Origin of the sequence: Noviherbaspirillum suwonense, from assembly GCF_900182955.1 — a bacterium.
Lineage (GTDB): Bacteria > Pseudomonadota > Gammaproteobacteria > Burkholderiales > Burkholderiaceae_D > Noviherbaspirillum_A > Noviherbaspirillum_A suwonense.
In genome coordinates this window covers 77,078-99,624 of sequence record NZ_FXUL01000020.1, presented here as the reverse complement: position 1 = coordinate 99,624, position 22,547 = coordinate 77,078, and the positions used below count along the sequence as shown (strand labels likewise).

At 66.0% G+C, this 22,547-nt stretch carries 22 protein-coding genes; 3 read left to right on the top strand and 19 right to left on the bottom strand.

Annotated elements, in window-relative coordinates:
- Position 1: 1 nt before the first annotated feature.
- The 7 genes from QOL82_RS21705 to ndk all read right to left on the bottom strand — a co-directional run bounded on the left by QOL82_RS21705 (position 2) and on the right by ndk (position 6,850).
- Positions 2-646, bottom strand: a complete 645-nt coding sequence (locus QOL82_RS21705; RefSeq protein WP_283444402.1) for a YfgM family protein — start codon at positions 644-646, stop codon at positions 2-4.
- A 39-nt stretch (positions 647-685) separates the two neighbouring features.
- A complete protein-coding gene (gene hisS / locus QOL82_RS21700; protein ID WP_283444401.1) occupies positions 686-2,041 on the bottom strand; it encodes a histidine--tRNA ligase in 1,356 nt (451 codons plus the stop codon).
- A gap of 5 nt (positions 2,042-2,046) precedes the next feature.
- Positions 2,047-3,348 carry a flavodoxin-dependent (E)-4-hydroxy-3-methylbut-2-enyl-diphosphate synthase gene (ispG, locus tag QOL82_RS21695; protein ID WP_283444400.1) on the bottom strand — a complete coding sequence of 434 codons (1,302 nt, stop codon included), beginning with the start codon at positions 3,346-3,348 and terminating at the stop codon, positions 2,047-2,049.
- A gap of 80 nt (positions 3,349-3,428) precedes the next feature.
- A complete protein-coding gene (locus QOL82_RS21690) occupies positions 3,429-4,397 on the bottom strand; it encodes a helix-turn-helix domain-containing protein (RefSeq protein WP_283444399.1) in 969 nt (322 codons plus the stop codon).
- 7 nt (positions 4,398-4,404) lie between these two features.
- Entirely contained in the window at positions 4,405-5,199 is a 795-nt protein-coding gene (gene pilW / locus QOL82_RS21685; RefSeq protein ID WP_283444398.1) for a type IV pilus biogenesis/stability protein PilW, read from the bottom strand.
- Complete coding sequence (gene rlmN / locus QOL82_RS21680; protein WP_283444397.1) at positions 5,196-6,365, bottom strand: dual-specificity RNA methyltransferase RlmN; 1,170 nt, start codon at positions 6,363-6,365, stop codon at positions 5,196-5,198. Before rlmN ends, pilW begins: the two co-directional genes overlap by 4 nt.
- Positions 6,366-6,424: 59 nt before the next feature.
- Entirely contained in the window at positions 6,425-6,850 is a 426-nt protein-coding gene (gene ndk, locus QOL82_RS21675) for a nucleoside-diphosphate kinase (protein ID WP_283444396.1), read from the bottom strand.
- 196 nt (positions 6,851-7,046) lie between these two features.
- Between ndk and QOL82_RS21670 the strand changes: the two genes are divergently transcribed.
- On the top strand, positions 7,047-7,739 hold the full coding sequence (locus tag QOL82_RS21670; protein ID WP_283444395.1) for a Bax inhibitor-1/YccA family protein: 693 nt from the start codon (positions 7,047-7,049) through the stop codon (positions 7,737-7,739).
- Between the two features lie 72 nt (positions 7,740-7,811).
- Here the strand turns inward: QOL82_RS21670 and rlmD are convergent, their stop codons facing one another.
- The 5 genes from rlmD to surE form a co-directional block, all read right to left on the bottom strand.
- Positions 7,812-9,173 (bottom strand): 23S rRNA (uracil(1939)-C(5))-methyltransferase RlmD, encoded by a 1,362-nt coding sequence (gene rlmD / locus QOL82_RS21665; RefSeq protein WP_283444394.1) that lies wholly within the window; start codon positions 9,171-9,173, stop codon positions 7,812-7,814.
- Positions 9,174-9,327: 154 nt separating this feature from the next.
- The gene (rpoS, locus tag QOL82_RS21660; protein ID WP_283444393.1) at positions 9,328-10,332 is read right to left on the bottom strand and encodes an RNA polymerase sigma factor RpoS; all 1,005 of its coding nucleotides are present in this window, start codon (positions 10,330-10,332) and stop codon (positions 9,328-9,330) included.
- Positions 10,333-10,338: 6 nt separating this feature from the next.
- The gene (locus QOL82_RS21655; protein WP_283444392.1) at positions 10,339-11,343 is read right to left on the bottom strand and encodes a peptidoglycan DD-metalloendopeptidase family protein; all 1,005 of its coding nucleotides are present in this window, start codon (positions 11,341-11,343) and stop codon (positions 10,339-10,341) included.
- A 37-nt stretch (positions 11,344-11,380) separates the two neighbouring features.
- Entirely contained in the window at positions 11,381-12,181 is an 801-nt protein-coding gene (locus QOL82_RS21650) for a protein-L-isoaspartate(D-aspartate) O-methyltransferase (RefSeq protein WP_283444391.1), read from the bottom strand.
- Positions 12,178-12,915, bottom strand: coding sequence for a 5'/3'-nucleotidase SurE (surE, locus tag QOL82_RS21645; RefSeq protein WP_283444390.1), 738 nt, complete (start codon positions 12,913-12,915; stop codon positions 12,178-12,180). Before surE ends, QOL82_RS21650 begins: the two co-directional genes overlap by 4 nt.
- A 103-nt stretch (positions 12,916-13,018) precedes the next feature.
- Between surE and QOL82_RS21640 the strand changes: the two genes are divergently transcribed.
- A complete protein-coding gene (locus QOL82_RS21640) occupies positions 13,019-13,999 on the top strand; it encodes an NADPH:quinone oxidoreductase family protein (protein ID WP_283444389.1) in 981 nt (326 codons plus the stop codon).
- On the opposite strand, the gene yoaA is transcribed toward QOL82_RS21640, so the two are convergent.
- A complete protein-coding gene (yoaA, locus tag QOL82_RS21635; protein ID WP_430438523.1) occupies positions 13,980-15,983 on the bottom strand; it encodes a DNA repair helicase YoaA in 2,004 nt (667 codons plus the stop codon). The two genes, QOL82_RS21640 and yoaA, sit on opposite strands and share 20 nt — an antisense overlap.
- A gap of 106 nt (positions 15,984-16,089) precedes the next feature.
- Positions 16,090-16,293: a YdcH family protein gene (locus tag QOL82_RS21630; RefSeq protein ID WP_283444388.1), complete on the bottom strand. Its 204-nt coding sequence runs from the start codon at positions 16,291-16,293 to the stop codon at positions 16,090-16,092.
- 106 nt (positions 16,294-16,399) lie between these two features.
- Between QOL82_RS21630 and QOL82_RS21625 the strand changes: the two genes are divergently transcribed.
- Entirely contained in the window at positions 16,400-17,206 is an 807-nt protein-coding gene (locus QOL82_RS21625) for a PP2C family protein-serine/threonine phosphatase (RefSeq protein ID WP_283444387.1), read from the top strand.
- A 110-nt stretch (positions 17,207-17,316) separates the two neighbouring features.
- On the opposite strand, the gene QOL82_RS21620 is transcribed toward QOL82_RS21625, so the two are convergent.
- From QOL82_RS21620 to odhB, 5 genes are all read right to left on the bottom strand, one after another.
- On the bottom strand, positions 17,317-18,060 hold the full coding sequence (locus tag QOL82_RS21620; protein ID WP_283444386.1) for a hypothetical protein: 744 nt from the start codon (positions 18,058-18,060) through the stop codon (positions 17,317-17,319).
- Positions 18,057-19,160: a cell division protein ZapE gene (zapE, locus tag QOL82_RS21615; protein WP_283444435.1), complete on the bottom strand. Its 1,104-nt coding sequence runs from the start codon at positions 19,158-19,160 to the stop codon at positions 18,057-18,059. Before zapE ends, QOL82_RS21620 begins: the two co-directional genes overlap by 4 nt.
- 114 nt (positions 19,161-19,274) lie before the next feature.
- The gene (locus tag QOL82_RS21610; RefSeq protein WP_283444385.1) at positions 19,275-19,709 is read right to left on the bottom strand and encodes a hypothetical protein; all 435 of its coding nucleotides are present in this window, start codon (positions 19,707-19,709) and stop codon (positions 19,275-19,277) included.
- A 27-nt stretch (positions 19,710-19,736) separates the two neighbouring features.
- Positions 19,737-21,164 carry a dihydrolipoyl dehydrogenase gene (gene lpdA / locus QOL82_RS21605; RefSeq protein WP_283444384.1) on the bottom strand — a complete coding sequence of 476 codons (1,428 nt, stop codon included), beginning with the start codon at positions 21,162-21,164 and terminating at the stop codon, positions 19,737-19,739.
- A gap of 79 nt (positions 21,165-21,243) precedes the next feature.
- Entirely contained in the window at positions 21,244-22,530 is a 1,287-nt protein-coding gene (odhB, locus tag QOL82_RS21600) for a 2-oxoglutarate dehydrogenase complex dihydrolipoyllysine-residue succinyltransferase (protein WP_283444383.1), read from the bottom strand.
- Positions 22,531-22,547: the final 17 nt, after the last annotated feature.

Genomic DNA, 22,547 nt, shown 5'->3' with positions numbered 1-22,547 from the left:
CTCAGGCGGCCGGGTTGGCGCCGCCGATGGCGTCGAGTTTCAGCTGGATCAGTTGCCGGCCGGGACTCTTGGCGTCGGACTTCTGCAGCGCCTCCTGGTAGGCGGTGCGCGCCTCGGCGATCTTGTTCTGCGCCATCAGCAGGTCGCCGCGACGGTCGGCCACGGCGCCGGCAAAGGCGGCGGGCACGTCGGCCGACAGCACTTTCAGTCCTTCTTCGTAGGCTTTCTCGTCGAGCAGAACGCCGGCCAGCCGGATGCGGGCCAGCGCGCGGTACTCGTCGTCGCGGCCATTGTCGACCACCCACTGCAGCTGGGCCTTGGCGCCGTTCAGGTCGTTGGCGTCGAACGCCACCTTCGCGGCCATCAGCGCGGCCATTTCGGCATAGGCGGTGCGGGCGAACTTGTCCCGCATGTCGGCCGCGCCGCGCATCACCCGCTCATTATCCTTGGCGATGACCGCCCGGCCGATCTCGTCATACAGCTGGCCGGCCTGGGCCGCCTGGTTGCGCTGGTAGTAATTCCAGGCGGACCAGCCCGAAAAGGCTGCCAGCGCAGCGATCAGCAGCCAGGTCACCAGGTTGCCGTAGCGATTCCACCAGCTTTTCAGGGTTTCTATCTGTTCCTGCTCTTCAAGATCGTATGCCATGCTTGCGCCGTCCCATTTCCAATGTCGTTGCTGATATTTCTAGTGTTTGTAATGGACATGACCGTGGTCGTGTCCGTCGTCGTGGCCGGCGCCGATGATCTGATCGACCAGGTATTCGGCCACCGAATCGAATTCCACCGAGCGCTGCTGGCTCTCGCCGTCGGCGCCGCGCAGCGTCTTGACGCTGGCGGTATGGCTGGACACCTCGTCCTCGCCGATGATGACGGCAAAGGCCGCGCCGCTGGCGTCGGCCCGCTTCATCTGCGACTTGAAGCTGCCGGGACCGGCCGCGGTGGCGCAATGCAGCACCACGTCCAGCCCGGCGTCGCGCAGGCGCTCGCCGAGCACGAAAGCCTGCAGCTGCGCTTCATCGCCCTGGTGGACCAGGTAGACGTCGCACTGGTTGGGCGTGAATTGCTCGCCGGACGCCTTCATCAGCTCCAGCAGCCGTTCGACGCCGATCGCGAAGCCGCAGGCCGGCGTCGGCTTGCCGCCGAACATCTCGACCAGCGGATCATACCGGCCGCCGCCGCAGACCGTGCCCTGCGAACCGAGCTGATCGGTCACCCATTCGAACACGGTGCGGTTGTAATAGTCCATGCCGCGCACTAGGCGCGGGTTGACGGTGTAAGGGATATTGCTGTGGCGCAGGATGTTCTCGACGCCGTCGAAGTGCGCCCGCGATTCCTCGCCGAGGTAGTCGAGCAGCTTGGGCGCGGCATTGACCAGCGCCTGCATGGCCGGGTTCTTGGTGTCGAGGATGCGCAGCGGATTGGCATGCAGCCGGCGCAGCGCATCGGCGTCGAGCTGGTCGCGGTGCTGCTCGAAATAGGCGATCAGGTCGGTGCGGTGGCGGGCGCGCTCGTCGGCGTCGCCGATCGAGTTGATCTCGAGCCGGATGCTGTCGAGCCCGAGGTCATCCCACAGGCGCTGGCACAGCATGATCAGCTCGGCGTCGATGTCCGGGCCGGCAAAGCCGATCGCCTCGGCGCCGACCTGGTGGAACTGCCGGTAGCGGCCGCGCTGCGGCCGTTCGTGGCGGAACATCGGGCCCTGGTACCAGAGCCGTTTCGGGCCGTCGTAGGTCAGGTTGTGTTCCAGCGCGGCGCGCACGACGCCGGCGGTGCTTTCCGGGCGCAGCGTCAGTTCGTCGCCGTTCATCGAGTCGGTGAAGGAATACATTTCCTTTTCGACGATGTCGGTGACGGCGCCGAGGCCGCGCGCGAACAGCGGCGTCGGCTCGACGATGGGCGTGCGTATCTGCTGGAAGCCATAGCTCTTGAGCACGGTCTGGACCGTGTTCTCGAACAGTTCCCACAACGGCGCATCGGCCGGCAGGATGTCGTTCATCCCTTTGACGCCGACGATTTTTTCAGGTTTCTTGTTATCTGACATGGTTTCTACAGCTGATTTTCAACGGAGCCGGCCAACGGCGCGGCCGCGGCCGCATTCCCGTAGCGGGTGCGGACATAGTCAAGCACGATGGCCTGGAATTCTTCGGCAATATGTTCGCCACGCAGCGTGACGGTTTTCTTGCCATCGACAAACACCGGCGCGGCCGGCGATTCGCCGGTGCCGGGCAGGCTGATGCCGATATGCGCATGCTTGGATTCGCCGGGGCCGTTGACGATGCAGCCCATGACCGCGACATTCATTTCCTCGACGCCCGGATACTGGCCTTTCCAGGCCGGCATCTGGTCGCGCAGGTAGGTCTGGATATCGTCAGCCAGTTCCTGGAACACGGTGGACGTGGTGCGGCCGCAGCCGGGACAGGCAATGACCATGGGCGTGAACTTGCGCAGGCCCATGGTCTGCAGGATTTCCTGGCCGACGATGACTTCCCGCGTGCGGTCGCCGCCTGGTTCCGGCGTCAGCGAAATCCGTATCGTGTCGCCGATGCCCTGCTGCAGCAGCACCGACAGCGCCGCGGTCGACGCGACGATGCCCTTGCTGCCCATGCCGGCCTCGGTCAGCCCAAGGTGCAGCGGGTAGTCGCAGCGGCTGGCCAGCTCGCGGTAGACCGCGATCAGGTCCTGCACGCCCGACACCTTGCAGGACAGGATGATGCGGTCGCCGGCCAGGCCCACTTCCTCGGCGCGGCGCGCGTTCTCGATGGCCGAGGTCACCAGCGCCTCGTACATCACCGCCTGCGCCGGCCACGGCTCGGCGCGCCGGGCGTTCTCGTCCATGATGCGCGCCAGCAGCGCCTGGTCCAGGCTGCCCCAGTTGACGCCGATGCGCACCGGCTTGTCGTAGCGGCAGGCCGCCTCGATCATCTGCGCGAACTGGGTGTCGCGCTTGGCGCCCTGCCCGACATTGCCGGGATTGATCCGGTATTTCGACAGCGCCCGCGCGCAGTCGGGAAAATCGTTGAGCAGCGTGTGGCCGTTGTAGTGGAAGTCGCCGACCAGCGGAACGTCGACGCCCATCCGGTCGAGCTGCTCGCGGATCGCCGGCACCGCGGCGGCGGCTTCGGCATTATTAACCGTGATACGGACGATCTCCGAGCCGGCGCGCGCCAGTTCCTTGACCTGGATCGCGGTGCCGATGGCGTCGGCGGTGTCGGTATTGGTCATCGACTGCACGACGATGGGCGCGCCGCCGCCGATCACGACTTCCCGGTCGCCATGGCGCACCACCGCGCGCCGCGTCGGGTGACGGGCGGCGGCGCCGGAGTTTGCTGGCATGTTTGCTGTATTCATCGCGAAATTCCTTCCTGTGCCGACCGGAGCGCGGTCAAGGCCTGCCCTCACCCGCTCCGCATCGATCTGCATGTTGCTGCTTACTTGACGCTGATACGGGCCACGTTGTTGCGCGTCGTTCCCGCGACATCGAGCGGCTTGCCGCGCACCGTCGCATCGACGCCGCGCGCATTGCCCACCGTCACCGTCAGCGGGCCGGTGATCTCGAAGGTCTCGGTGCTGCCCGCGCGCAGGACGCGGGACGTCACCGTGGTGTTGTCGGCACGCTTGACTTCGACCCATGAATCCTGCCGCATGGTCAGCACCAGCGTATTGGCCGACTGGGCTGCGGCGGCGCTTGTCCCGGCGGCAGCGGCAGCACCGGTCGCTCCGACCGCGCCAGCCCCACTGGCGACCGTTGGCGGCACCGACAATTCAGGCGTCATGCCGGGCGGCGCAGGCGCTGCCACCGGCGCCTGCTGCGCGGACTCGGACCGATGCAGCGGCGGCGCGACGTCGGTGTCGACGACCCGGCCGTCCGCCTGCTCGCCGGCAACCGGCGCAGTGGACGGCGCGTGTTCCAGCAGCCGGGAAAGCGACGCGGGCAGATAGCCCGCAAGCTGTTCGCGCTGGCTGTACGCAACGGCCGCCAGCGCCGCGACGATCACCACGCCCGCTGCCAGCAGCAGCTTGGACAGGCCACCCGACCTTGCGCGGCCGGCGCCGCGGTGCGGCTGGAACGTGGTGCTGGGAATGGCGCGGCGCAGCGGGATCGCCTGCTCGGCGCTGCCTGGCGCCTTGGCGATCTGCGCGAGCATCGGCGCGGAGTCGAGCTTCAGCAGCTTGGCATAGGAACGGATGAAGCCGCGCGCGACCGCCATGCCGGGCAATGCGCCGTAATCGTCGGCTTCCATCGCAAGGATCTGGCGCGGCGCCAGGTTGAGCTGGCTGGCGACCTGCTCGACAGTCCAGTTGAATTCCTGGCGGCGCATTGCCAGTTGCACGCCCGGCGTTGGCTGGCCATATTCGGCCGGGTCCTGCTGCCCCGCATAGTCCGTCGGTTCGGTCATGGATAAATCACTCATCGTAGGCCCCGCGCGTCAGGGCAGCATATTCACGGGAATCCGGAAATCGGCGGCGCAGCTGGTTGGACAGCGATGAGGCGGCGTTCTGGTCGCCCAGTTTGCGCTCGACCTTGATGGCCATCCACAGCACGGCGGCGCCGGAGTTTTCGGCATGAAGCACCCGGTTTACGTAAAACCGGGCGCGCTGGTAATCGGCGCGCCGGTAATACAGCCGGGACAGGTTGAGGTTGGCGTCGCCATTGCCGGGATCGGCCTGGAACGCCCGGTTGAAATAACGCTCCGCGCCGGCCATGTCGTCGAGGCGCATGCTGCAGACGCCGGCATTGTTCAGCGCCTTGGCCGGCGACGTGTAGGCGCGGCTCCTGAGCGCGGTTTCGAAGTAGGCCAGCGAGTCGCGCTCGCGGCCGTTCTCGCACAGGAACCAGCCATAGTTGTTGGCGAAGTCGGGATTGCCGGGCGCAAGCTTCATCGCGCGCTGAAAACTTTCCTCGGCAAGCTGCGCATCGCCCATGTCCATGTGGATCAGCGCGCGCACGCCGTGGGCGTCGGCGAGGTTGGGGTCGATCTGCAGCGCCTGCTTGACTTCATCGAGCGCGGTGGCGAGCTGGCCCTGGCCGTAGTAGCCGACCGCCAGCTGCAGCCTGATCTGGGCGCGGCGCTGCAGTTCGCTCTGGTCGGCGCTGTTGCGCAGGTCGTCCGCCGGCGGATTCTGGCCGGTGCCGGCGCAGCCCGCCAGCAGCATGACGAGTAGCGCGATCAGGAGCCGGGGCCGCAGCCCAGCCGTCACGAGGAAATCTCCACGATGCGGCCGAAGTCGCTGCCGTATTTCTGCTGGTACTCGGCCATTTTCTGCATGCGTTCCTGGACGCGGGTGCGGTCCTGCACCTCGCCGGCCAGCTGCCCGCAGGCGGCGTCGATGTCGTCGCCGCGGGTCTTGCGTATCGTGGTCACGATGCCGGCGTCCATCAGCACCTTGGCGAACGCCTTGATGCGCACGTTGTTGGAGCGCTTGAGCCCGGACTCGGGGAAGGGATTGAACGGAATCAGGTTGAACTTGCACGGCACCGGCGCATTGGCGTCCTGCACCAGCGCAATCAGCTCGCGCGCATGCTGGTCGCTGTCGTTGACGCCGTCCAGCATGCAGTATTCGAAGGTGACGAAGTCGCGCGGCGCGAATTCGAGATAGCGGCGGCAGGCTGCCATCAGTTCACGCAGCGGGTATTTCTTGTTCAGCGGCACCAGGCTGTCGCGCAGCGCGTCATTGGACGCATGCACCGACACTGCCAGCGCCACCGGGCATTCCTGGGACAGCTTGTCCATCATCGGCACGACGCCGCTGGTGGACAGGGTCACGCGACGCCGCGACAGGCCGTAGGCATTGTCGTCCAGCATCAGCTTGAGCGCAGTGACGGTAGGCTCGAAATTGAGCAGCGGTTCGCCCATGCCCATCATCACGACATTGGTAATCTGGCGCTCGCCCTTGGGGCCGGGTTCGATGCCCTTGGCCTGGCGCAGCGCGAATTCGGCCATCCACAACTGGCCGATGATCTCGCCGACCGTCAGGTTGCGGCTGAAACCCTGCTTGCCGGTCGAGCAGAAGCGGCAATTCACCGCACAGCCCGCCTGCGTCGAGATGCAGAGCGTGCCGCGGTTTTCCTCCGGGATGAACACGGTTTCCACCGCGTTGCCCTCGCCCACGTCGAGCAGCCACTTGCGGGTGCCGTCAGTCGACGTATGGTCGCTGATGACGGCGGGCGCCGCGATGAAGGCGCGGCTTGCCAGCTTGTCGCGCAGCGACTTGGCAAGGTCGGTCATGGCATCGAAGTCGCTCGCGCCGAACTGGTGTATCCAGCGCAGCAGCTGCTTGGCGCGAAACGGCTTCTCACCCAGCTCGGCGCAGTAGGCGACGAGTTGCGCGGGATCTTTGTCCAGCAGGTTGGTGAGTTGCGTCATCGGGTGGATTCCGGAGGAAGCGCGGCGCGCCGGAAGAGCAGCGCCGCGGGTTGAACGAATTAACGGGAGTAGACGTTCAGGGTGGGGAAGAAGTAGGCGATTTCAGCCTGGGCGGTCTCGGCGGCATCGGAGCCGTGGACTGCGTTGGCGTCGATCGAGTCGGCGAAATCGGCGCGGATCGTGCCCTTGTCTGCCTTCTTCGGATCGGTTGCGCCCATCAGGTCGCGGTTCTTCGCAATCGCGCCTTCGCCTTCCAGCGCCTGCACCATCACCGGGCCCGAGATCATGAAGTCGACCAGGTCCTTGAAGAAAGGACGCTCGCGGTGCACTGCATAGAAACCCTCGGCGTCGGCACGCGACAGGTGGATCATGCGGGCAGCGACGACTTTCAGGCCAGCGTTCTCAAAACGCGTGTAAATCTGACCAATCACGTTTTTTGCGACTGCGTCCGGTTTGATGATCGACAGGGTGCGTTCGATTGCCATATTTAAAAACTCCAATGAAAAGAAAGGGTTAAAGGTGAAGAGGTGGAATGCAGTTAGCCGGTGATTTTAACACGAATGCCGCCGCCCCTAGAAGAAGTGCCCTATGAAGCGGGTCAACACACGCATCTTGCACCCGGTGCGGCACATGGTATGCTTTCCCTCACTTTCCATTTTCACCACTAGCGGAGAAACCAGCATGGACACCAGATTTCAAACGGCTTTTGGCAGCGCAGGCGAAGTCGCGGTTACCCGGCATCGCGTGCTGCGCAACACCTATTGGCTGCTCGCCATTTCCATGATCCCGACGGTGCTCGGCGCATGGCTGGGCGTGCGGATGAACTTCAGCCTGTTCGCCGGCAACCCGATGATGGGTTTCGTCGTATTCCTCGCGATTGCCTTCGGCTTTTTCTACGCCATCGAGAAAACCAAGCATTCGGCGGCCGGCGTCGGCGTGCTGCTCGCCTTCACCTTCTTCATGGGCCTGATGCTGTCCCGCCTGATCGGCGTGACGCTGGGCTACAGCAACGGCGGCACGCTGGTCATGACCGCCTTCGGCGGCACGGCTGCGATCTTCGGCGTGATGGCGACGGTGGCCACGGTGTCGAAGCGCGACTTTTCCGGCATGGGCAAATTCCTTTTCGCCGGCGTGCTGGTGATCCTGGCGGCATCGGTGCTGAACATCTTCCTGCACCTGCCGGCGCTCTACCTGGTGGTCTCCGTGCTTGCCATCGGCATCTTTTCGGCCTACATCCTGTACGACGTGCAGCAGGTCATCAACGGCGGCGAGACCAACTACATCACCGCCACGCTGGCGATCTACCTGGACCTGTACAACATTTTCGCCAACCTGCTGTCCCTGCTGGGCATCTTTGGCGGCAGCCGCGACTAGGCGCTTTCTGAACCGCGGCGAGTGCGCCGCGGCTACTGTTTCACCAAGGGCCAGCTTCCAGCTGGCCTTTTTTCATGCGCTGGCCGCACGCTCGAACACGGCAATCGATTCGACGTGCGCGGTATGCGGGAACATGTTCATCACCCCCGCCTTCTTCAGCGCATAGCCTGCCTGCCCGACAAGGATGCCGGCGTCCCGCGCCAGCGTCGACGGGCTGCAGGAGACGTAGACGATGCGCGACGGCAGGCTTTCCGGCGCGTTCCCGTGCAGCGCGGCCATCGCCGCGCAGACTGCCGCGGCGCCATCCCGCGGCGGGTCGATCAGCATGCGGTCGAACTTGCCCAAGGCCAGCAGGTCTTCCGCCGACACCTCGAACAGGTTGCGGGTGCTGAAGCTGACCTTGCCGGCCAGGTGGTTGTGGCGGGCATTCTCGAGCGCCCGTGCGGTCAGCGACGCGCTGCCCTCGATGCCGACCACTTCCCGCGCCCTGGTCGCGATCGGCAGCGTGAAATTGCCGAGGCCGCAGAACAGGTCGGCCACCCGGTCGCCCGGCTGGACGTCGAGCAGCGCCATCGCACGCGCAACCAGCGTGCGGTTGACCTGGTGATTGACCTGGGTGAAGTCGGTCGGCTTGAACGGCATCTCGATGCCGAATTCCGGCAGGTGGTACAGCAGCCGGCTGTCGGTCGGATAAAACTGCCACGCGCTGTCCGGGCCTGCCGGCTGCAGCCACCACTGCACCTGGTGCAGGTCGGCGAATTCGCGCAGGCTGGCTTCGTCGGCGTCCGAGAGCGGCGCCATGTGCCGCATCACCAGCGCGGTGACCAGGCCGTCCGGGCCGTCGCCAACCGCCAGTTCCAGCTGCGGCACCTTCTCCATGATGGACAGCGACGCGATCAGCCGGCGCAGCGGCACCAGCATCGCCGACACATGCGCCGGCACCACTTCGCAGGAGCGCATGTCGGTGATGAAGCCCGACTTCTTTTCATGGAAGCCGACCAGCACGCCGCCCTTCTTGGGCACGTTGCGCACCGAGAAACGGGCGCGGTACCGGTAGCCCCAGGTCGGGCCGTGGATCGGCCTGAGCATCACTTCCGGCCGCAGACGGCCTATGTGCTTCAGGTTGTCCTCGAGCACGCGCTGCTTGGCCGCGACCTGCGCGGACGGCTCGATATGCTGCATCGCGCAGCCGCCGCAGGTGCCGAAGTAGACGCATTTCGGTCGCACGCGCAGCGCGCTCTCGCGATGCACTTCGATCAGGTGCGCGGCCTCCCACTTGGATTTGCGGCGGAAAGAATGAAAGCTGACCAGTTCGCCGGGCAGCGCGCCCTCGACGAACACGACCTTGCCGGTGCTGCCATCCTCGTTCTGCAGGTGGCCGACGCCCCGGGCTTCCATGTCTAGGGATTCGATTTCTATACGTGTCTGGGACATGAGCGGGAAGAGATGGACAGGGCGCGGCCGCCTGACCGGCAGCCGCGCGAAGGGTGAGATTATGGCGGCAATCGGCGCTGCGGCCAAGGGCCGACCCGACAGGCACGGATCGGACAGGAACAGCCGGCGGTGCCGCGGCCTGCGAAAGCGGGCGTCAGAGCAAGGCGTCCCTGCCGACGCCGCGCGCCGCCAGCGCGCGCTTGAGCTTGACCAGCGCTTCCTGCTGGATCTGGCGCACCCGCTCGCGGGTCACGCCCATCTGGACCGCCAGTTCCTCCAGCGTCGCCGGGTCCTCGTGATCCAGGCCGAAACGCCGCATCACGACGATGCGCTGCTTTTCCGGCATGTGCCCGAGCCAGTCGCGCACCAGCGCCATGATTTCATGATGCTCGGCCTGCGAGTCGGGCCCGTCGTCGGTATTGCCGGGCAACATGTCGAGCAGGCTGGCCTGCGGGTCGTTGTCCAGCGGCGCGTCGAGCGAGGCCGCATGCTCGGACAGCGCAAGGATGTCCTGCACGTCGTCCACCGGACGGTCCAGCAGGTGCGCGATGTCCTCGCAGGTCGCGTCCTTGCCGTCATGATGCTGGGCCTCCAGGTGGTACTTGGCGCGCAGCACCTGGTTCAGCTCGCGCACCACGTGCACCGGAAGCCGGACGGTGCGGCCCTGGTTCATGATCGCGCGTTCGATGCTCTGCCTGATCCACCAGGTTGCGTAGGTCGAAAAGCGGAAGCCGCGTTCGGGCTCGAACTTGTCGATGGCCCGCATCAGGCCCAGGTTGCCCTCCTCGATCAGGTCCAGCAGCACCACGCCGCGGTTGATGTAGTGCTTGGCGATCGACACGACCAGGCGCAGGTTGTGCTCGATCATCTTCTGCCGCGCCGCGAACTCGCCGCTCTTGGCCAACGTCGCGAAGCGCAGTTCCTCGTCGGCCGACAGCAGCGGGTGCATGCCGATCCGGTTCAGGTAATGCTGGGTTGCGTCGGTCGACAGCTCGGCCGCCAGCACCGTGCGCAGTTCGTCGACCGGCGCGGCCGCGGCCGCGGCCGGATGGCCGGCGCCACCCTGTTCCGCCGCGTCCTCGTCATCGTCAAGCCCGACCTCCGGGGGTGATTCCGGAAGATCGTCATCTTCAGGCGAATCGCGGCGGTCGGTTTTCATCGCATTTTATCTGGGAGGTAGGAACTTTGACGGATCCACCGGCTTGCCCTGCTGCCTTATCTCAAAGTGCAGCTTGACTGCGTCGGTGTCGGAATTGCCCATTTCGGCGATACGCTGCCCCTTGGTCACGGCCTGGCCTTCCTTCACCAGGATGGTCCTGTTGTGCGCGTAGGCCGAGAGCAGGTTGCTGCTGTGCTTGACGATCACCAGGTTGCCGTAGCCGCGCACGCTGCTGGCGTACAGCACGGTGCCCGCGCCGGCGGCCAGCACCGGCTGCCCCATCTTGCCGGCGATGTCGATGCCCTTGCGGCCGCCGTCGAAGGTGCCGATCACGCGGCCCTCGGCCGGCCACATCCACGCCAGGCCGTCCTCGGCCGCGCGGGAGATGTCGGCCGGCTTGTCGCCAGGCTTGTCGCCCGGTTTGTCTGCAGGCTTGTCGATGGCCTTTTCGCCGGTGCGGGTGGGCGGCGCCGCCGGCGCCGGCGGCGCATTGTCCGGTTTTTGCAGTTCGGCCAGCGCGCTTTCCGAATACGGCCGCTTCTCGCCGTGCGGCCAGGTCTTGTTGGCGCCCGCCGCGGCGGGTGTGCCGGCAGCCGGCGGCGTCGGGGAAGCGGATGGCGCGCCCAGCGGCCGCACCTCGACGCCGGACGACGCGGCGACGCTGCCGGTCTGGGCGGCGCCCGGCGCCGGAGCGCCGGCCGCGTCGGGCGGCGCGACCCGCAGCACCTGGTCGACCTTGATGTCGTTCGGGCTGGTCAGGTTGTTCCAGATGACGATGTCGCGGAAGTTCTGGTTGAACTCCTGCGCGATGCGGTTCAGGGTGTCGCCTTTCTTCACGGTGTAATAGCCGGGGCCGGACGGTGCCGGCGCTTCGGCCGGGCGCGGCTTGGATGCCGCGACGGAGCGCGGGGTCGACGCGCGCTCCACGACCGGCGCCACGGTGCGCGTGGTGTTGCAGGCGGCAAGGCTTGCCGCCATTACGATCATCAAGGCCAGACGTATCTTCTTCATTCTTACCATATTCACTATTTTTCTTCGGGTATGCAGGTCAGCCGGCGGTGCCAGGACGCAGCGGCACAAAGTGGCAATCTTCCAGCGTCGCCGTCTTCCATTCGTCATTGCCGACGCGCTCGATCAGTTGCAGCACCTGATGACGCGCGCCGACCGGGGCGACCAGGCGGCCGCCGATTGTCAGCTGTTCAAGCAGCGTTTGCGGAACTTCCATGCCCGCGGCGGCCAGTATGATGCCATCGAATGGCGCCACGCGCGGGAAGCCAAGCATACCATCTCCATAATGCAAGCGGATATTGGGTATCCGCATCGGCCGCAGATTGGCCCTTGCCAACTCATGCAGCGCCTTGATGCGCTCGACCGAATAGACCTCGGTCGCCACCCGCGACAGCACCGCCGCCTGGTAGCCGCAGCCGGTGCCGATTTCCAGCACGCGGTTCAGCAGCCCGCCGTTGCGGTTGGCCCGCATGACCTCGATCATCCGGGCAACGATATAGGGCTGGGAGATGGTCTGGTGGTGGCCGATGGGCAGCGACGCGTCGATATAGGCCTGGCTGGCCAGCCCCGGTTCGAGGAACAGGTGGCGCGGCACGGCCAGCATCGCCGCCAGCACCTTTTCGTCGCGCACGCCCTGCCGGGCGACGCGTCCGACCATGGCCTGGCGCACCGCGTCGGACACCATGGACATCGGACGCGCCTGGTCCGACGCCGGCCGCGCGCGCTGTTCTGTGCCCAGCGCGACATTGCGGGTCGCGGTCTGCGGCGTGGCGACCTGGGCGGACTTGGACTGTTTTCCGAGCGAGTCGAGCGACAGCGGGAAGCGCTTGCCCTCGCTCATGGCAGCGCGCGCCGCAATGCAGCCAGCTGGTCGTTATGCGTCAGGTCGATGCGCAGCGGCGTGACCGACACGCAGCCGGCGGCGGTCGCGTGGAAGTCGGTGCCTTCGCTATTGTCCTTGGCCGCGCCGGGCGGCCCGATCCAGAAAATTTCGTTGCCCTGCGGGTCGGTCGCGCGGATCACCGGCTCGGACTGGTGCCGCTTGCCCAGCCGCGTCGGGACGGTGCGGCCGAGGCTCTCGTACGGCAGGTTGGGGATATTGACGCTGAGCAGCCAGGGCTTCTGCAGCTCGTCGAAACGGCGCAGCACGATGTCGCGGGCCACCCGGGCGGCGGCGTCGAGGTGCTTCCAGCCGTGGTCGACCTGGGAAAACGCGATGGCGGGGATGCCGAACAAAAACCCCTCGGTGGCGGCGGCGACCGTGCCGGAATACAGCGTGTCGTCGCCCATGTTCTGGCCCTGGTTGATGCCCGACACGACCAGGTCCGGGCGCTCGTCGAGGATGCCGGTCAGCGCGATATGCACGCAGTCGGACGGCGTGCCATTGACCGAATAGAAGCCGTTCTGCGCCCTGTACACCCGCAGCGGCCGGTCCAGCGTCAGCGAATTGGACGACCCCGAACGGTTGCTGTCCGGCGCCACCACGGTGATGTCCGCAATCCCCGCCATTGCCTCGGCCAGCGCCGCGATGCCGGGGGCCAGGTAGCCGTCATCGTTACTCACAAGAATTTTCATAGGCTGATTCTACCCGATGCCCTCATGGTGAATTCGCTATCGGACCGCCATTTTTACGGCATAATCCCAAAACCAAACGACCGTTCTATTTTGAGGAGACATAATGAAAGCAATCGTCTGTGAAGCATGGGGCCTGCCCGACACATTGGTAGTGCGGGACTTGCCTGACGTTGTTCCCGAAGCCGGCAAGGTGGCGATCAAGGTCGAAGCGGCCGGGGTCAACTTCCCCGACGTGCTGATCATCCAGAACAAGTACCAGTTCAAGCCCGAACTGCCGTTCACCCCCGGCGGCGAGCTGGCCGGCACCGTGATGGCGGTCGGCGAAGGCGTCACCCAGTACAAGGCGGGCGACCGCGTGATCGCCTTCGTCGGCCAGGGCGCGTTTGCGCAGCAGATCGCCGTGCCGGTGCAGTCAGTGATGCCGATGCCGCCCGGGATGGACTTCGACACCGCGGCAGCCATCACGCTGACCTACGGCACCTCGCACCATGCGGTGGTCGACCGGGCGCAGCTCAAGGCCGGCGAAACCATGCTGGTGCTGGGCGCGGCGGGCGGCGTCGGCCTGGCCGCCATCGAGATCGGCAAGGCGCTGGGCGCACGCGTGATCGCGGCGGCGTCGTCGGACGAAAAGCTGGAAGTCTGCAGGCAGCATGGCGCGGACGCCACCATCAACTACAGCACCCAGGACCTGCGGGAAGCGATCAAGGCGGCGACCGACGGCAAGGGCCCGGACGTGATCTACGATCCAGTCGGCGGCATCTATGCCGAACCGGCATTCCGTTCGATCGGCTGGCGCGGCCGCTACCTCGTGGTCGGCTTCGCCAACGGCGAGATCCCCAAGCTGCCGCTGAACCTGACGCTGCTCAAGGGCGCGTCGCTGGTCGGCGTGTTCTGGGGCGAATACGTGCGGCGCGAGCCGAAGGCCAACCAGGCCGGCATGCGCGAACTGATGGGCTGGCTGGCCGAAGGCAAGATCCGGCCGCATATCTCGGGCCGCTACGCGCTGGCCGACACCCCGAGCGCGCTGAACGACATGGCGGCGCGCAAGGTCACCGGCAAGGTCGTCATCCAGCCGCAGAAATAAGCGGCTCCGTCTCGAAGAAGGCCCGCACCTCGGCGAGGTCGCGGGTCCTTTTAAACGGCGGCAGGCTTTGCCAGATGCGGCCCCCATACGGCTTGGTGATCAGCCGCGTGTCGCAGATCATCAGCACGCCGCGGTCGGTCTCGTCGCGGATCAGCCTTCCGGCGCCCTGCTTCAGGTTGATGATGGCCGACGGCAGCTGGTGATGGACGAAGCCGTTCAGCCCCTTCTTTTCCAGCGCGGCGATGCGCGCCGCCAGCACCGGGTCGTCCGGCGGCGCAAACGGCAGCTTGTCGATGATGACGACCGACAGCGCCTCGCCGCGCACGTCCACCCCTTCCCAGAAACTCTGGCTGCCGATCAGCACCGCATTGCCGGCCGCGCGGAACCGGTCCAGCAGCTCGGTGCGCCCGGCCTCGCCCTGCACCATCAGCGGAAACGGCAGTCCCCGCTTCTCGAACTCGTCGCGCAGCCGCTCGGCGGCGCGGTTGACCGCGCGTATCGTCGTGCACAGCAGGAAGGCGCGGCCGCCGGCGGCCTCGATCACCGGCAGCGCGGCGTCGATCACCGCGTCGGTGTAGCCGGGCGCATTCGGCTGCGCCATGTCGGCCGGCACGTACAGCAGTCCCTGGCTCGCATAGTCGAACGGGCTCGGCCACGAGCGCGCCGGCTCGTTGGCCATGCCCATCTGCGCGGTGTAATGGTTGAAGTCGTTTTTCACGGCCAGCGTCGCCGACGCGAAGATCCAGCTGCGCGGCGTGCCCTCGCGCTGCTTGCTGAAGATGGGCGCAATCGACAGCGGCGTCTGGTGCAGCTGCAGCGATGACGCATAGGCCTCGATCCACAGCACCTTGTCGGGGTCGGCTTCGGTCTTTTCGCCGCTGGCGCTCCAGGCGCCCAGCCTGGCCGCCAGTTCCACAGCCCTCACCCGGCACTGCTCCAGCGTCTCGGCCCGCTGCGCCTGGTCTTCCAGCACTTCGATCATCGCCGCCAGCGCGTCCTGCAGCGCTTCCAGCGCCGGGTAGAACGGGCTGGATGCGGCAATCTGGTGCGAGGCCAGCTTGACCGGCTCCTGCGGAAAGGTCAGCCGTAGGTCGCGGGCCGCCAGTTCGGTGGCGCCGGTCACCTGGCTCCAGTCGGCGCCGTCCCGCGCATGGGACAGCCCTTCGGCCAGCGTGTCGCGGCACAGCTCGACCACCTGCGAGGTCGACACCGTGTCGCCGAAGAACAGCGTCGCGGTTTCCGGCAACTGGTGCGCCTCGTCGAAGATGATGGTGTTGGCCGACGGCAGCAGTTCGGCCACGCCGGTGTCCTTCAGTGCGACGTCGGCGAAGAACAGGTGATGGTTGACCACCACCACGTCGGCCTGCTGCGCTTCCTTGCGGGCCTTCATCACGAAGCAGTCGTTGTAATACTGGCACTCGCTGCCCATGCAGGTGTCGCGGGTCGACGTGACCAGGTTCCATACCAGCGCATTTTCCGGGACGCTGGACAGTTCCGCCTTGTCGCCGGTGGACGTGGTCTTGATGAAGCGCGAGATTTCCCTGAGGTTGCCGACATCCTGGCGCGTCGTCAGACGGCCGTTCTGGAGCGTGCGCTCGAGGTGGAAATGACAGAGGTAATTGGCGCGGCCCTTCAGCAGCGCCACCGAGACCGGCGCGTTGAGGGCCTTGCGCACCGTCGGAATGTCGCGCAGGAAAAGCTGGTCCTGCAGGTTCTTGGTGCCGGTGGAGATGATGGTCTTGCCGCCCCAGAGCACCGCCGGCACCAGGTAGGCGAAGGTCTTGCCGGTGCCGGTGCCGGCCTCGGCAATCAGGGTTTTCTGGCCGAGAATCGCGTCGGCGATGGCTTTCGCCATCTCGGTCTGCGCCATCCTCGGCCGGAAGCCGCGCACGGCGCCCACCAGCGGCCCGGTCGGGCCGAAAAGTTGTTCGACCTCGGCGTCATGCTCGCCATGGCTGCCTGCTGTTGAGAGTTCTGCTGTCAAGTTCGATGCGATGTGGAAGGCATGCGGCGCATGCCGGTGAGCCGGGCCAGGCCGGCCGGAAGAGTCCGGAATAGACCGTCATTTTAACAGGCCAGGCCGCCCCGGGTCAGGCAGGAATGTCGGGAACCAGCTGCATCCTGAGCAGCGTGATGTGGTCCTTCAGTTGAAGGCGCCGCTTTTTCAGCCGGCGGATCTGCAATTCCTCGTGCTGGGTGCTCTTGCTGAGCAGGTCGATCACGGAATCGAGATCGCGGTGTTCGACTTCCAATTCGATGATGCGCTTCTTGATATCTTCAGCAATCTTACTCATGGAAATGTTTCCATACTGTTCATCGCAATTCTTTCCTGGAGGACATATGCATGTGATAATTCAGTAAATTTCTCGACAGGCGGCAAGTTTAATCCAAGCGGAACGCATGAGCCACTACAAGATAGAAGCAGCGACCGGTCAGCACATCGGCGACCGGGAGGAACAGCAGGACCGGGTAGCCCTGTTCGCCGCGCCGCGCGCGGCCGGATACATGATGGCGGTGCTGGCCGACGGCCGCGGCGCCGGCATGGGCGGGCAGCAGGCGGCAGAACAGGTGATACGCACCGCGCGCCAGGTCTTCGAGCAGTTTTCCCCGCTGACCGACGACGTCGACACCATGCTGGCCGGGATAGCGCAGGAAGCGCACACGATGATCAGCCTGGTCCGCATCACTTCCGGCGAACGCCCGCAGAGCACGATGGTCGCGCTGGTCCTCACGCCGGAAGGCGTCGCGCACTGGGCGCATGCGGGCAACTCCCGCCTCTACCGGTTCAGCGGACCGAACCCGGCCTTCCGCACGACCGACCATTCCTATCGCGAAAAGCTGATTGCCGACGGCAACCTGTCGCCCGACGACCACGGCGGCGAGAAGCTGTCGCGGCTGCTGATCAACACGCTGGGCGGGGCCAGCGCGAATGTGACCGTCACGGCGGGCCGCCACGCGGGGCTGAAGGCCGGCGACAGCTTCCTGCTCTGTTCGGACGGACTGTCGCCCTATTTCACGGATGCCGAACTCGGCGCCGCGATCGGCATGCGCAGCCCGCGGGAAGCCTCGGAACTGCTGATCGCGAAAGCGCGGGAACGCAGCGCCGGCCGCCGCGCGGATAACTGCTCGCTGGCGCTGGTGAGGCTGGTTGCGCCGCCGCCCGAGAAAAAGGATTACAAGGCGGAAGGGATACGGCGGGCGGTCTGAATCCCAGCCGTTCGCGGCAGGAGGCGCTTCCGGATAGCGAATGACCATGGCGCACCGTGGATGCGCCGCGTCCCGCGTCCCGGCCGGGGAAAAACTTCACCAATGGGCCGTCAAGGCCCGGACTTGGCCGCCCTCTCCTGCGCCTTCTTGTCCGCTTCCGCCTTCTTTTCGACGACCCGGCGCTGCCGCTCCAGCGATTCCTGCTGCTTGCGCTCGAACTCCGCAATATTCTTCGCCCGTTTCTCCGCGTCGGCCGCTTCCTGCCGGCGCGCTTTTTCCATCCGCGCCTCGTGTTCGGCGATGCGGTCGCGGCCATCGGTTTTCGGGGCGTTGTCGGCCCGCGGCGTTGCCGGCTTCCTTCCGGTCGGCGCATTCTCCGGCGCGGCCTGGCGGGCGGCGACATCGGCCGCCTTCTGCGCGGCCTTCTGTTCGTTGATCTTTTCCTGCTCGGCGCGGGCCGGCGCCTCGCTCGCCTCTTTTGCCTGCTGGGCCTCGAGCAGCTTGTCGCGCCGGGCCACCGTGTCGCGCCGCTTGTAGGCCTTGGCCTCCACCTCGATCGGCCCGATCAGGTTCAGCGCCAGGCGCCGCTGCTCCTTCGCCTTGTCCACGCAGGGCGAGGAGAAAAACTTCGTGTAGCAGGCGTACTCGGTATCCGCAAAGCGCGCCTCGACTTCCTTGCGCTCCGCCTGCACTTCGCCGATGGCCCGGTCCGCCTGCTCGACCGACGCAATCGACCCGGCCGGGTATTTTTGCGCCAGCGCTTCCGGGCTGGCGAATGCCGGCGGCACGGCGAGCAGGAACAGCGCGGCCAGAAGCGCGCGCAGAGCATTGGGAGCAGGCAGGTATCGGATCATCGGGACAGTGACTCCATGACATCGCGCCGGTCGGCATCCATGTATTCGCGCGACTGCATCTCGATGATGCGCGACACCGTGCGATGGAATTCGTTGGACAGCATGCCCTCGGTATAGAGTTCCTCGGCCGGCACTTCGGCCGACATCAGCAGCTTGACCTTGTGATCGTACAGCACGTCGATCAGCCAGGTGAAGCGCCGCGCCTCCGACGACATCGCCGCCGACATCCGCGGCACGGACGACAGCAGCACGGTGTGGAACTGGCTGGCGATTTCCAGGTAATCGTTCTGCGAGCGCGGCCCGCCGCACAGCGTCGCGAAGTCGAACCAGATCACGCCGCCGGCGCGGCGCAGCGCCCGGATCTCGCGCGCCTCGATCCGGATGAGCGGGTCTTCGTCGGCGCTCTCGGCAATGCGGGTGTACGCATGGCGCATCTCGCGGTCGGCATCCGGCCCGAGCGGAGTGTGATAGGCGTCCACCTGCTCCAGCGCCCGCTTCCGGTAGTCGATGCCGGCATCGACGCACATCACGTCCAGCCGCGCCTTCAGCAGCTCGATGGTCGGCAGCATGCGGTCGCGATGCAGGCCGTTCGGGTACAGCGTGTCCGGCTCGTAGTTCGAGGTCATCATGAACGAGACGCCGTTGTCGAACATGGCCTTGAGCAGGTTGTAGAGGATCATCGCGTCGGCGATGTCGGAGACGTGGAATTCGTCGAAGCAGATCAGCCGGTATTTCTTGGCGATGCGCTTGGCCACTTCGTCCAGCGGATTGGCGACGCCTTTCAGGTCGTCGAGCTCGCGGTGGACGCCGCGCATGAATTCATGGAAATGCAGCCGGGTCTTGCGCACCACCGGCACGACCAGGTAGAAGCTGTCCATCAGGAAGGACTTGCCGCGGCCGACGCCGCCCCACATGTAGACCCCGCGCGGCACTTCGGGCCGGCTGATCAGGCGCTTGAACACGCTGGCGCGCTGCGCCTTGTACTGCACCCATTCCTCGTAACAGCGCTGCAGCCGCTCGACCGCCGCATGCTGCGCCTCGTCGGCGGCAAAACCGCGTTCCGACAGGGCCTGTTGATAGTATTCGCGCACATCCGTCATCTGATCGTCCCGCCCGGCATGCGCCGCACGGCCATGAAAATGGGCGAGACCAAGCTCGCCCTTTGTATCGAACATCCATCGAAGCGTCCGGTCCGCCGGCGGCGGCGCCGGAATTTACAGCGGCGTCATCTCGACCACGATGCGCGACGGCGCATTGTTGCCGCCGCCGATCGGAAACCCGAAGCCAAGGCCGAAGCCGACATTGCCGCCTCCTCCGCCCAGGCCCAGCCCGACGCTGGGGCCGCCGTAGCCGCTGTAGCCACCGTAGCCCAGGCCGCGGTAGATCACCTCGGACGTCCGGTAACCCTGCCTGTCGCATACCACCCGCAAGTCGCCGGGCTTATTACGGACCGGCACGGTCGCCGGGGTCACCACCGCGAAGCTGCCTTCCGCCGACTGCACCGTGCAGTTCGCACCGGGCAGGAACTGCCCGGCGCTGGCCGTCTCGATGCCGAGGTCATTGCTGACGGGGGATGTCGCGCATGCCCCCAGCGCCAGCGTTATCGACAGCACGCCCGACAGCCTGCACAGCTTCTTCATTGTCATCATCGTCTTCTCCGGTAACCCGGGTTCGACTCAGAAATTCAACGAACGTTTCTCGACGGCGAGCGCCGCTTCCTTGGTCGCTTCCGACAGCGACGGATGGGCGTGGCAGATACGCGCAATGTCTTCCGACGACGCGCGGAATTCCATCGCCACCACCGCTTCCGAGATCAGCTCGGAGACCATCGGGCCGACCATGTGGACGCCGAGGATTTCGTCGGTCTTCGCATCGGCCAGGAACTTGACCATGCCGGACGTATCGCCCAGCGCCCGCGCGCGGCCGTTGGCCAGGAACGGGAAGGTGCCTGCCTTGTAGGCGACGCCTTCATCCTTCAGCTGCTGCTCGGTCTTGCCGACCCACGCGATTTCCGGCGAAGTGTAGATCACCCATGGAATGGTGTTGAAGTTGACGTGGCCATGCTGGCCGGCGATGCGCTCGGCAACCGCCACGCCCTCTTCCTCGGCCTTGTGCGCCAGCATCGGGCCGCGCACGACGTCGCCCACCGCCCAGACATTGGGCAGGTTGGTGCGGCACTCGTCGTCGACCTTGATGAAGCCGCGCTCGTCGAGCTGCAGCCCGACCGCGTCGGCCTGCAGGCCGATGGTGTTGGGGACGCGGCCGATGGAGACGATCAGGCGGTCGAACTCGCCCTTCTGCGCCGCGCCCTTGTCATCGACATACTCGACGGTGACGCCGTTGTCGTTCGCAGCGATCGCGCCGATCTTCACGCCGAGGCTGATCGACAGGCCCTGCTTGGTGAACAGCTTGTGCGCTTCCTTTGCGACCTGCTGGTCGACCGCGCCGAGGAAGGTCGGCAGCGCTTCGAGCACGGTGACTTCCGCGCCGAGGCGACGCCAGACGCTGCCCATTTCCAGGCCGATCACGCCGGCGCCGATCACGCCCAGCTTCTTCGGCACTTCCTGGATGGCCAGCGCGCCGACATTGGACAGGATGCGCTGCTCGTCGAACGGCGCGCCCGGCAGTTCGCGGGCATTCGAGCCGGTGGCGACGATCACGTGCTTGGCCACCAGGGTTTCGGCGGCAGCGCCGGCAACCGCGAGCTCATAGCCGCCGTCGGCCGCCTTGACGAACGACGCGCGGCCGTGGAAAAACGCTACCTTGTTCTTCTTGAACAGGAACAGGATGCCGTCGTTGTTCTGCTTGACGACGTTGTTCTTCCGGCCCAGCATTTTCTGCAGGTCCAGCGACAGGCCTTGCACATTGATGCCATGGTCGGCGAACGCATGGCCGGCATGCTCGAAATTCTCCGACGACTGCAGCAGCGCCTTCGACGGGATGCAGCCGACATTGGTGCAGGTGCCGCCGGGCGCGGGTCCGCCCTTCTCGTTCTTCCACTCGTCGACGCAGGCCACGTTGAAGCCGAGTTGGGCGGCGCGGATTGCGGCAATGTAGCCGCCAGGGCCGCCGCCGATCACCACCAGATCAAAATTCTTTGCCATATTATTCCTTGGATTGCTTGGTCAATGCGCGCAGTAAAAACAATGGCGGCTCGTGGCCGCCATCGTTTGCCGGCGCTATTTACAGGTCGAGCAGCAGGCGGGCCGGGTCTTCCAGCGCTTCCTTCATCGCCACCAGGCCGAGCACCGCTTCGCGGCCGTCGATGATCCGGTGGTCGTAGGACATCGCCAGGTAGTTCATCGGACGGATCACGATCTGGCCGTTCTCGACCACCGCGCGGTCCTTGGTCGCATGCACGCCCAGGATGGCCGACTGCGGCGGGTTGATGATCGGGGTCGACAGCATCGAGCCGAACGTGCCGCCGTTGGAGATCGAGAAGGTTCCGCCGGACAGGTCGTCCAGCGTCAGCTTGCCGTCCTTGGCCTTGGTGCCGAATTCGCCGATCTTCTTTTCGATCTCGGCGATCGACATCTGGTCCGCATTGCGCAGGATGGGCACGACCAGGCCGCGCGGCGAACCGACAGCGATGCCGATGTCGAAGTAGCCGTGGTAGACGATGTCATTGCCATCGACCGACGCATTGATGATCGGGTACTTCTTCAGCGCGGCAACGGCGGCCTTGACGAAGAAGGACATGAAGCCCAGCTTGACGCCGTGCTCCTTCTCGAACTTGTCCTTGTACTTGGTCCGCAGGTCCATCACCGGCTGCATGTTGACTTCGTTGAACGTGGTCAGGATCGCGTTGGTCGACTGCGACTGCACCAGGCGCTCGGCGATGCGCGCGCGCAGGCGGCTCATCGGCACACGCTCTTCCGGACGGTCGCCGAGGTTGGCGACGGTCGGCGGCGCGACCTGCGGCAGCGGCGCCTTCGCCGGTGCGGCGGCCGGAGCGGCCGGCGCGGCGGCAGGCGCTGCCGGACGGGCTTCCAGCTTGCCCAGCACGTCGCCCTTGGTCACACGGCCGTCGCGGCCGCTGCCGGCGACATCGCCTGCGGCCATGTTGTTTTCAGCGAGCATCTTCGCGGCGGCAGGCATTGCGACGCCGGAGGACGCCTTCGCGGCCAGGCCGGCGATGGCAGCGCTGACCGGGTCTGCGGCAGGCGCGGCAGCGGGTGCGGCGGCGGCGGCTGGCGCAGCGGCTGCGGGGGCCACGGCGCCGGCGCTTGCCTCGGTATCGATCTTGGCGATGATCTCGCCGGCGACGACCATGCTGCCGTCCGCCTTGAGGATTTCAGTGATCACGCCGGCATCGGGCGCGGGAAGTTCGAGGACGACCTTGTCGGTCTCGATATCGATCAGGTTCTCGTCGCGGGTGACGGCTTCGCCGACCTTCTTGTGCCATTGCAGCAGGGTCGCTTCGGCGACCGACTCCGACAGCTGGGGAACCTTGACTTCGAGAATTGCCATGTATTACTCCGTTTCTG

Excerpts from the sequence above, each read along its gene's own strand:
- QOL82_RS21625 (WP_283444387.1), top strand. The coding sequence starts at position 16,400 with ATGAGCCACTACAAGATAGAAGCAGCGACCGGTCAGCACATCGGCGAC.
- QOL82_RS21630 (WP_283444388.1), bottom strand. The coding sequence starts at position 16,293 with ATGAGTAAGATTGCTGAAGATATCAAGAAGCGCATCATCGAATTGGAA.
- QOL82_RS21640 (WP_283444389.1), top strand. The coding sequence starts at position 13,019 with ATGAAAGCAATCGTCTGTGAAGCATGGGGCCTGCCCGACACATTGGTA.
- hisS (WP_283444401.1), bottom strand. The coding sequence starts at position 2,041 with ATGTCAGATAACAAGAAACCTGAAAAAATCGTCGGCGTCAAAGGGATG.
- lpdA (WP_283444384.1), bottom strand. The coding sequence starts at position 21,164 with ATGGCAAAGAATTTTGATCTGGTGGTGATCGGCGGCGGCCCTGGCGGC.
- QOL82_RS21650 (WP_283444391.1), bottom strand. The coding sequence starts at position 12,181 with ATGAGCGAGGGCAAGCGCTTCCCGCTGTCGCTCGACTCGCTCGGAAAA.
- zapE (WP_283444435.1), bottom strand. The coding sequence starts at position 19,160 with ATGACGGATGTGCGCGAATACTATCAACAGGCCCTGTCGGAACGCGGT.
- QOL82_RS21655 (WP_283444392.1), bottom strand. The coding sequence starts at position 11,343 with ATGAAGAAGATACGTCTGGCCTTGATGATCGTAATGGCGGCAAGCCTT.
- rlmN (WP_283444397.1), bottom strand. The coding sequence starts at position 6,365 with ATGACGCAACTCACCAACCTGCTGGACAAAGATCCCGCGCAACTCGTC.
- QOL82_RS21705 (WP_283444402.1), bottom strand. The coding sequence starts at position 646 with ATGGCATACGATCTTGAAGAGCAGGAACAGATAGAAACCCTGAAAAGC.
- rpoS (WP_283444393.1), bottom strand. The coding sequence starts at position 10,332 with ATGAAAACCGACCGCCGCGATTCGCCTGAAGATGACGATCTTCCGGAA.
- surE (WP_283444390.1), bottom strand. The coding sequence starts at position 12,915 with ATGAAAATTCTTGTGAGTAACGATGACGGCTACCTGGCCCCCGGCATC.
- QOL82_RS21670 (WP_283444395.1), top strand. The coding sequence starts at position 7,047 with ATGGACACCAGATTTCAAACGGCTTTTGGCAGCGCAGGCGAAGTCGCG.
- rlmD (WP_283444394.1), bottom strand. The coding sequence starts at position 9,173 with ATGTCCCAGACACGTATAGAAATCGAATCCCTAGACATGGAAGCCCGG.
- ndk (WP_283444396.1), bottom strand. The coding sequence starts at position 6,850 with ATGGCAATCGAACGCACCCTGTCGATCATCAAACCGGACGCAGTCGCA.
- QOL82_RS21690 (WP_283444399.1), bottom strand. The coding sequence starts at position 4,397 with ATGACCGAACCGACGGACTATGCGGGGCAGCAGGACCCGGCCGAATAT.
- QOL82_RS21620 (WP_283444386.1), bottom strand. The coding sequence starts at position 18,060 with ATGATCCGATACCTGCCTGCTCCCAATGCTCTGCGCGCGCTTCTGGCC.
- ispG (WP_283444400.1), bottom strand. The coding sequence starts at position 3,348 with ATGAATACAGCAAACATGCCAGCAAACTCCGGCGCCGCCGCCCGTCAC.
- QOL82_RS21610 (WP_283444385.1), bottom strand. The coding sequence starts at position 19,709 with ATGATGACAATGAAGAAGCTGTGCAGGCTGTCGGGCGTGCTGTCGATA.
- odhB (WP_283444383.1), bottom strand. The coding sequence starts at position 22,530 with ATGGCAATTCTCGAAGTCAAGGTTCCCCAGCTGTCGGAGTCGGTCGCC.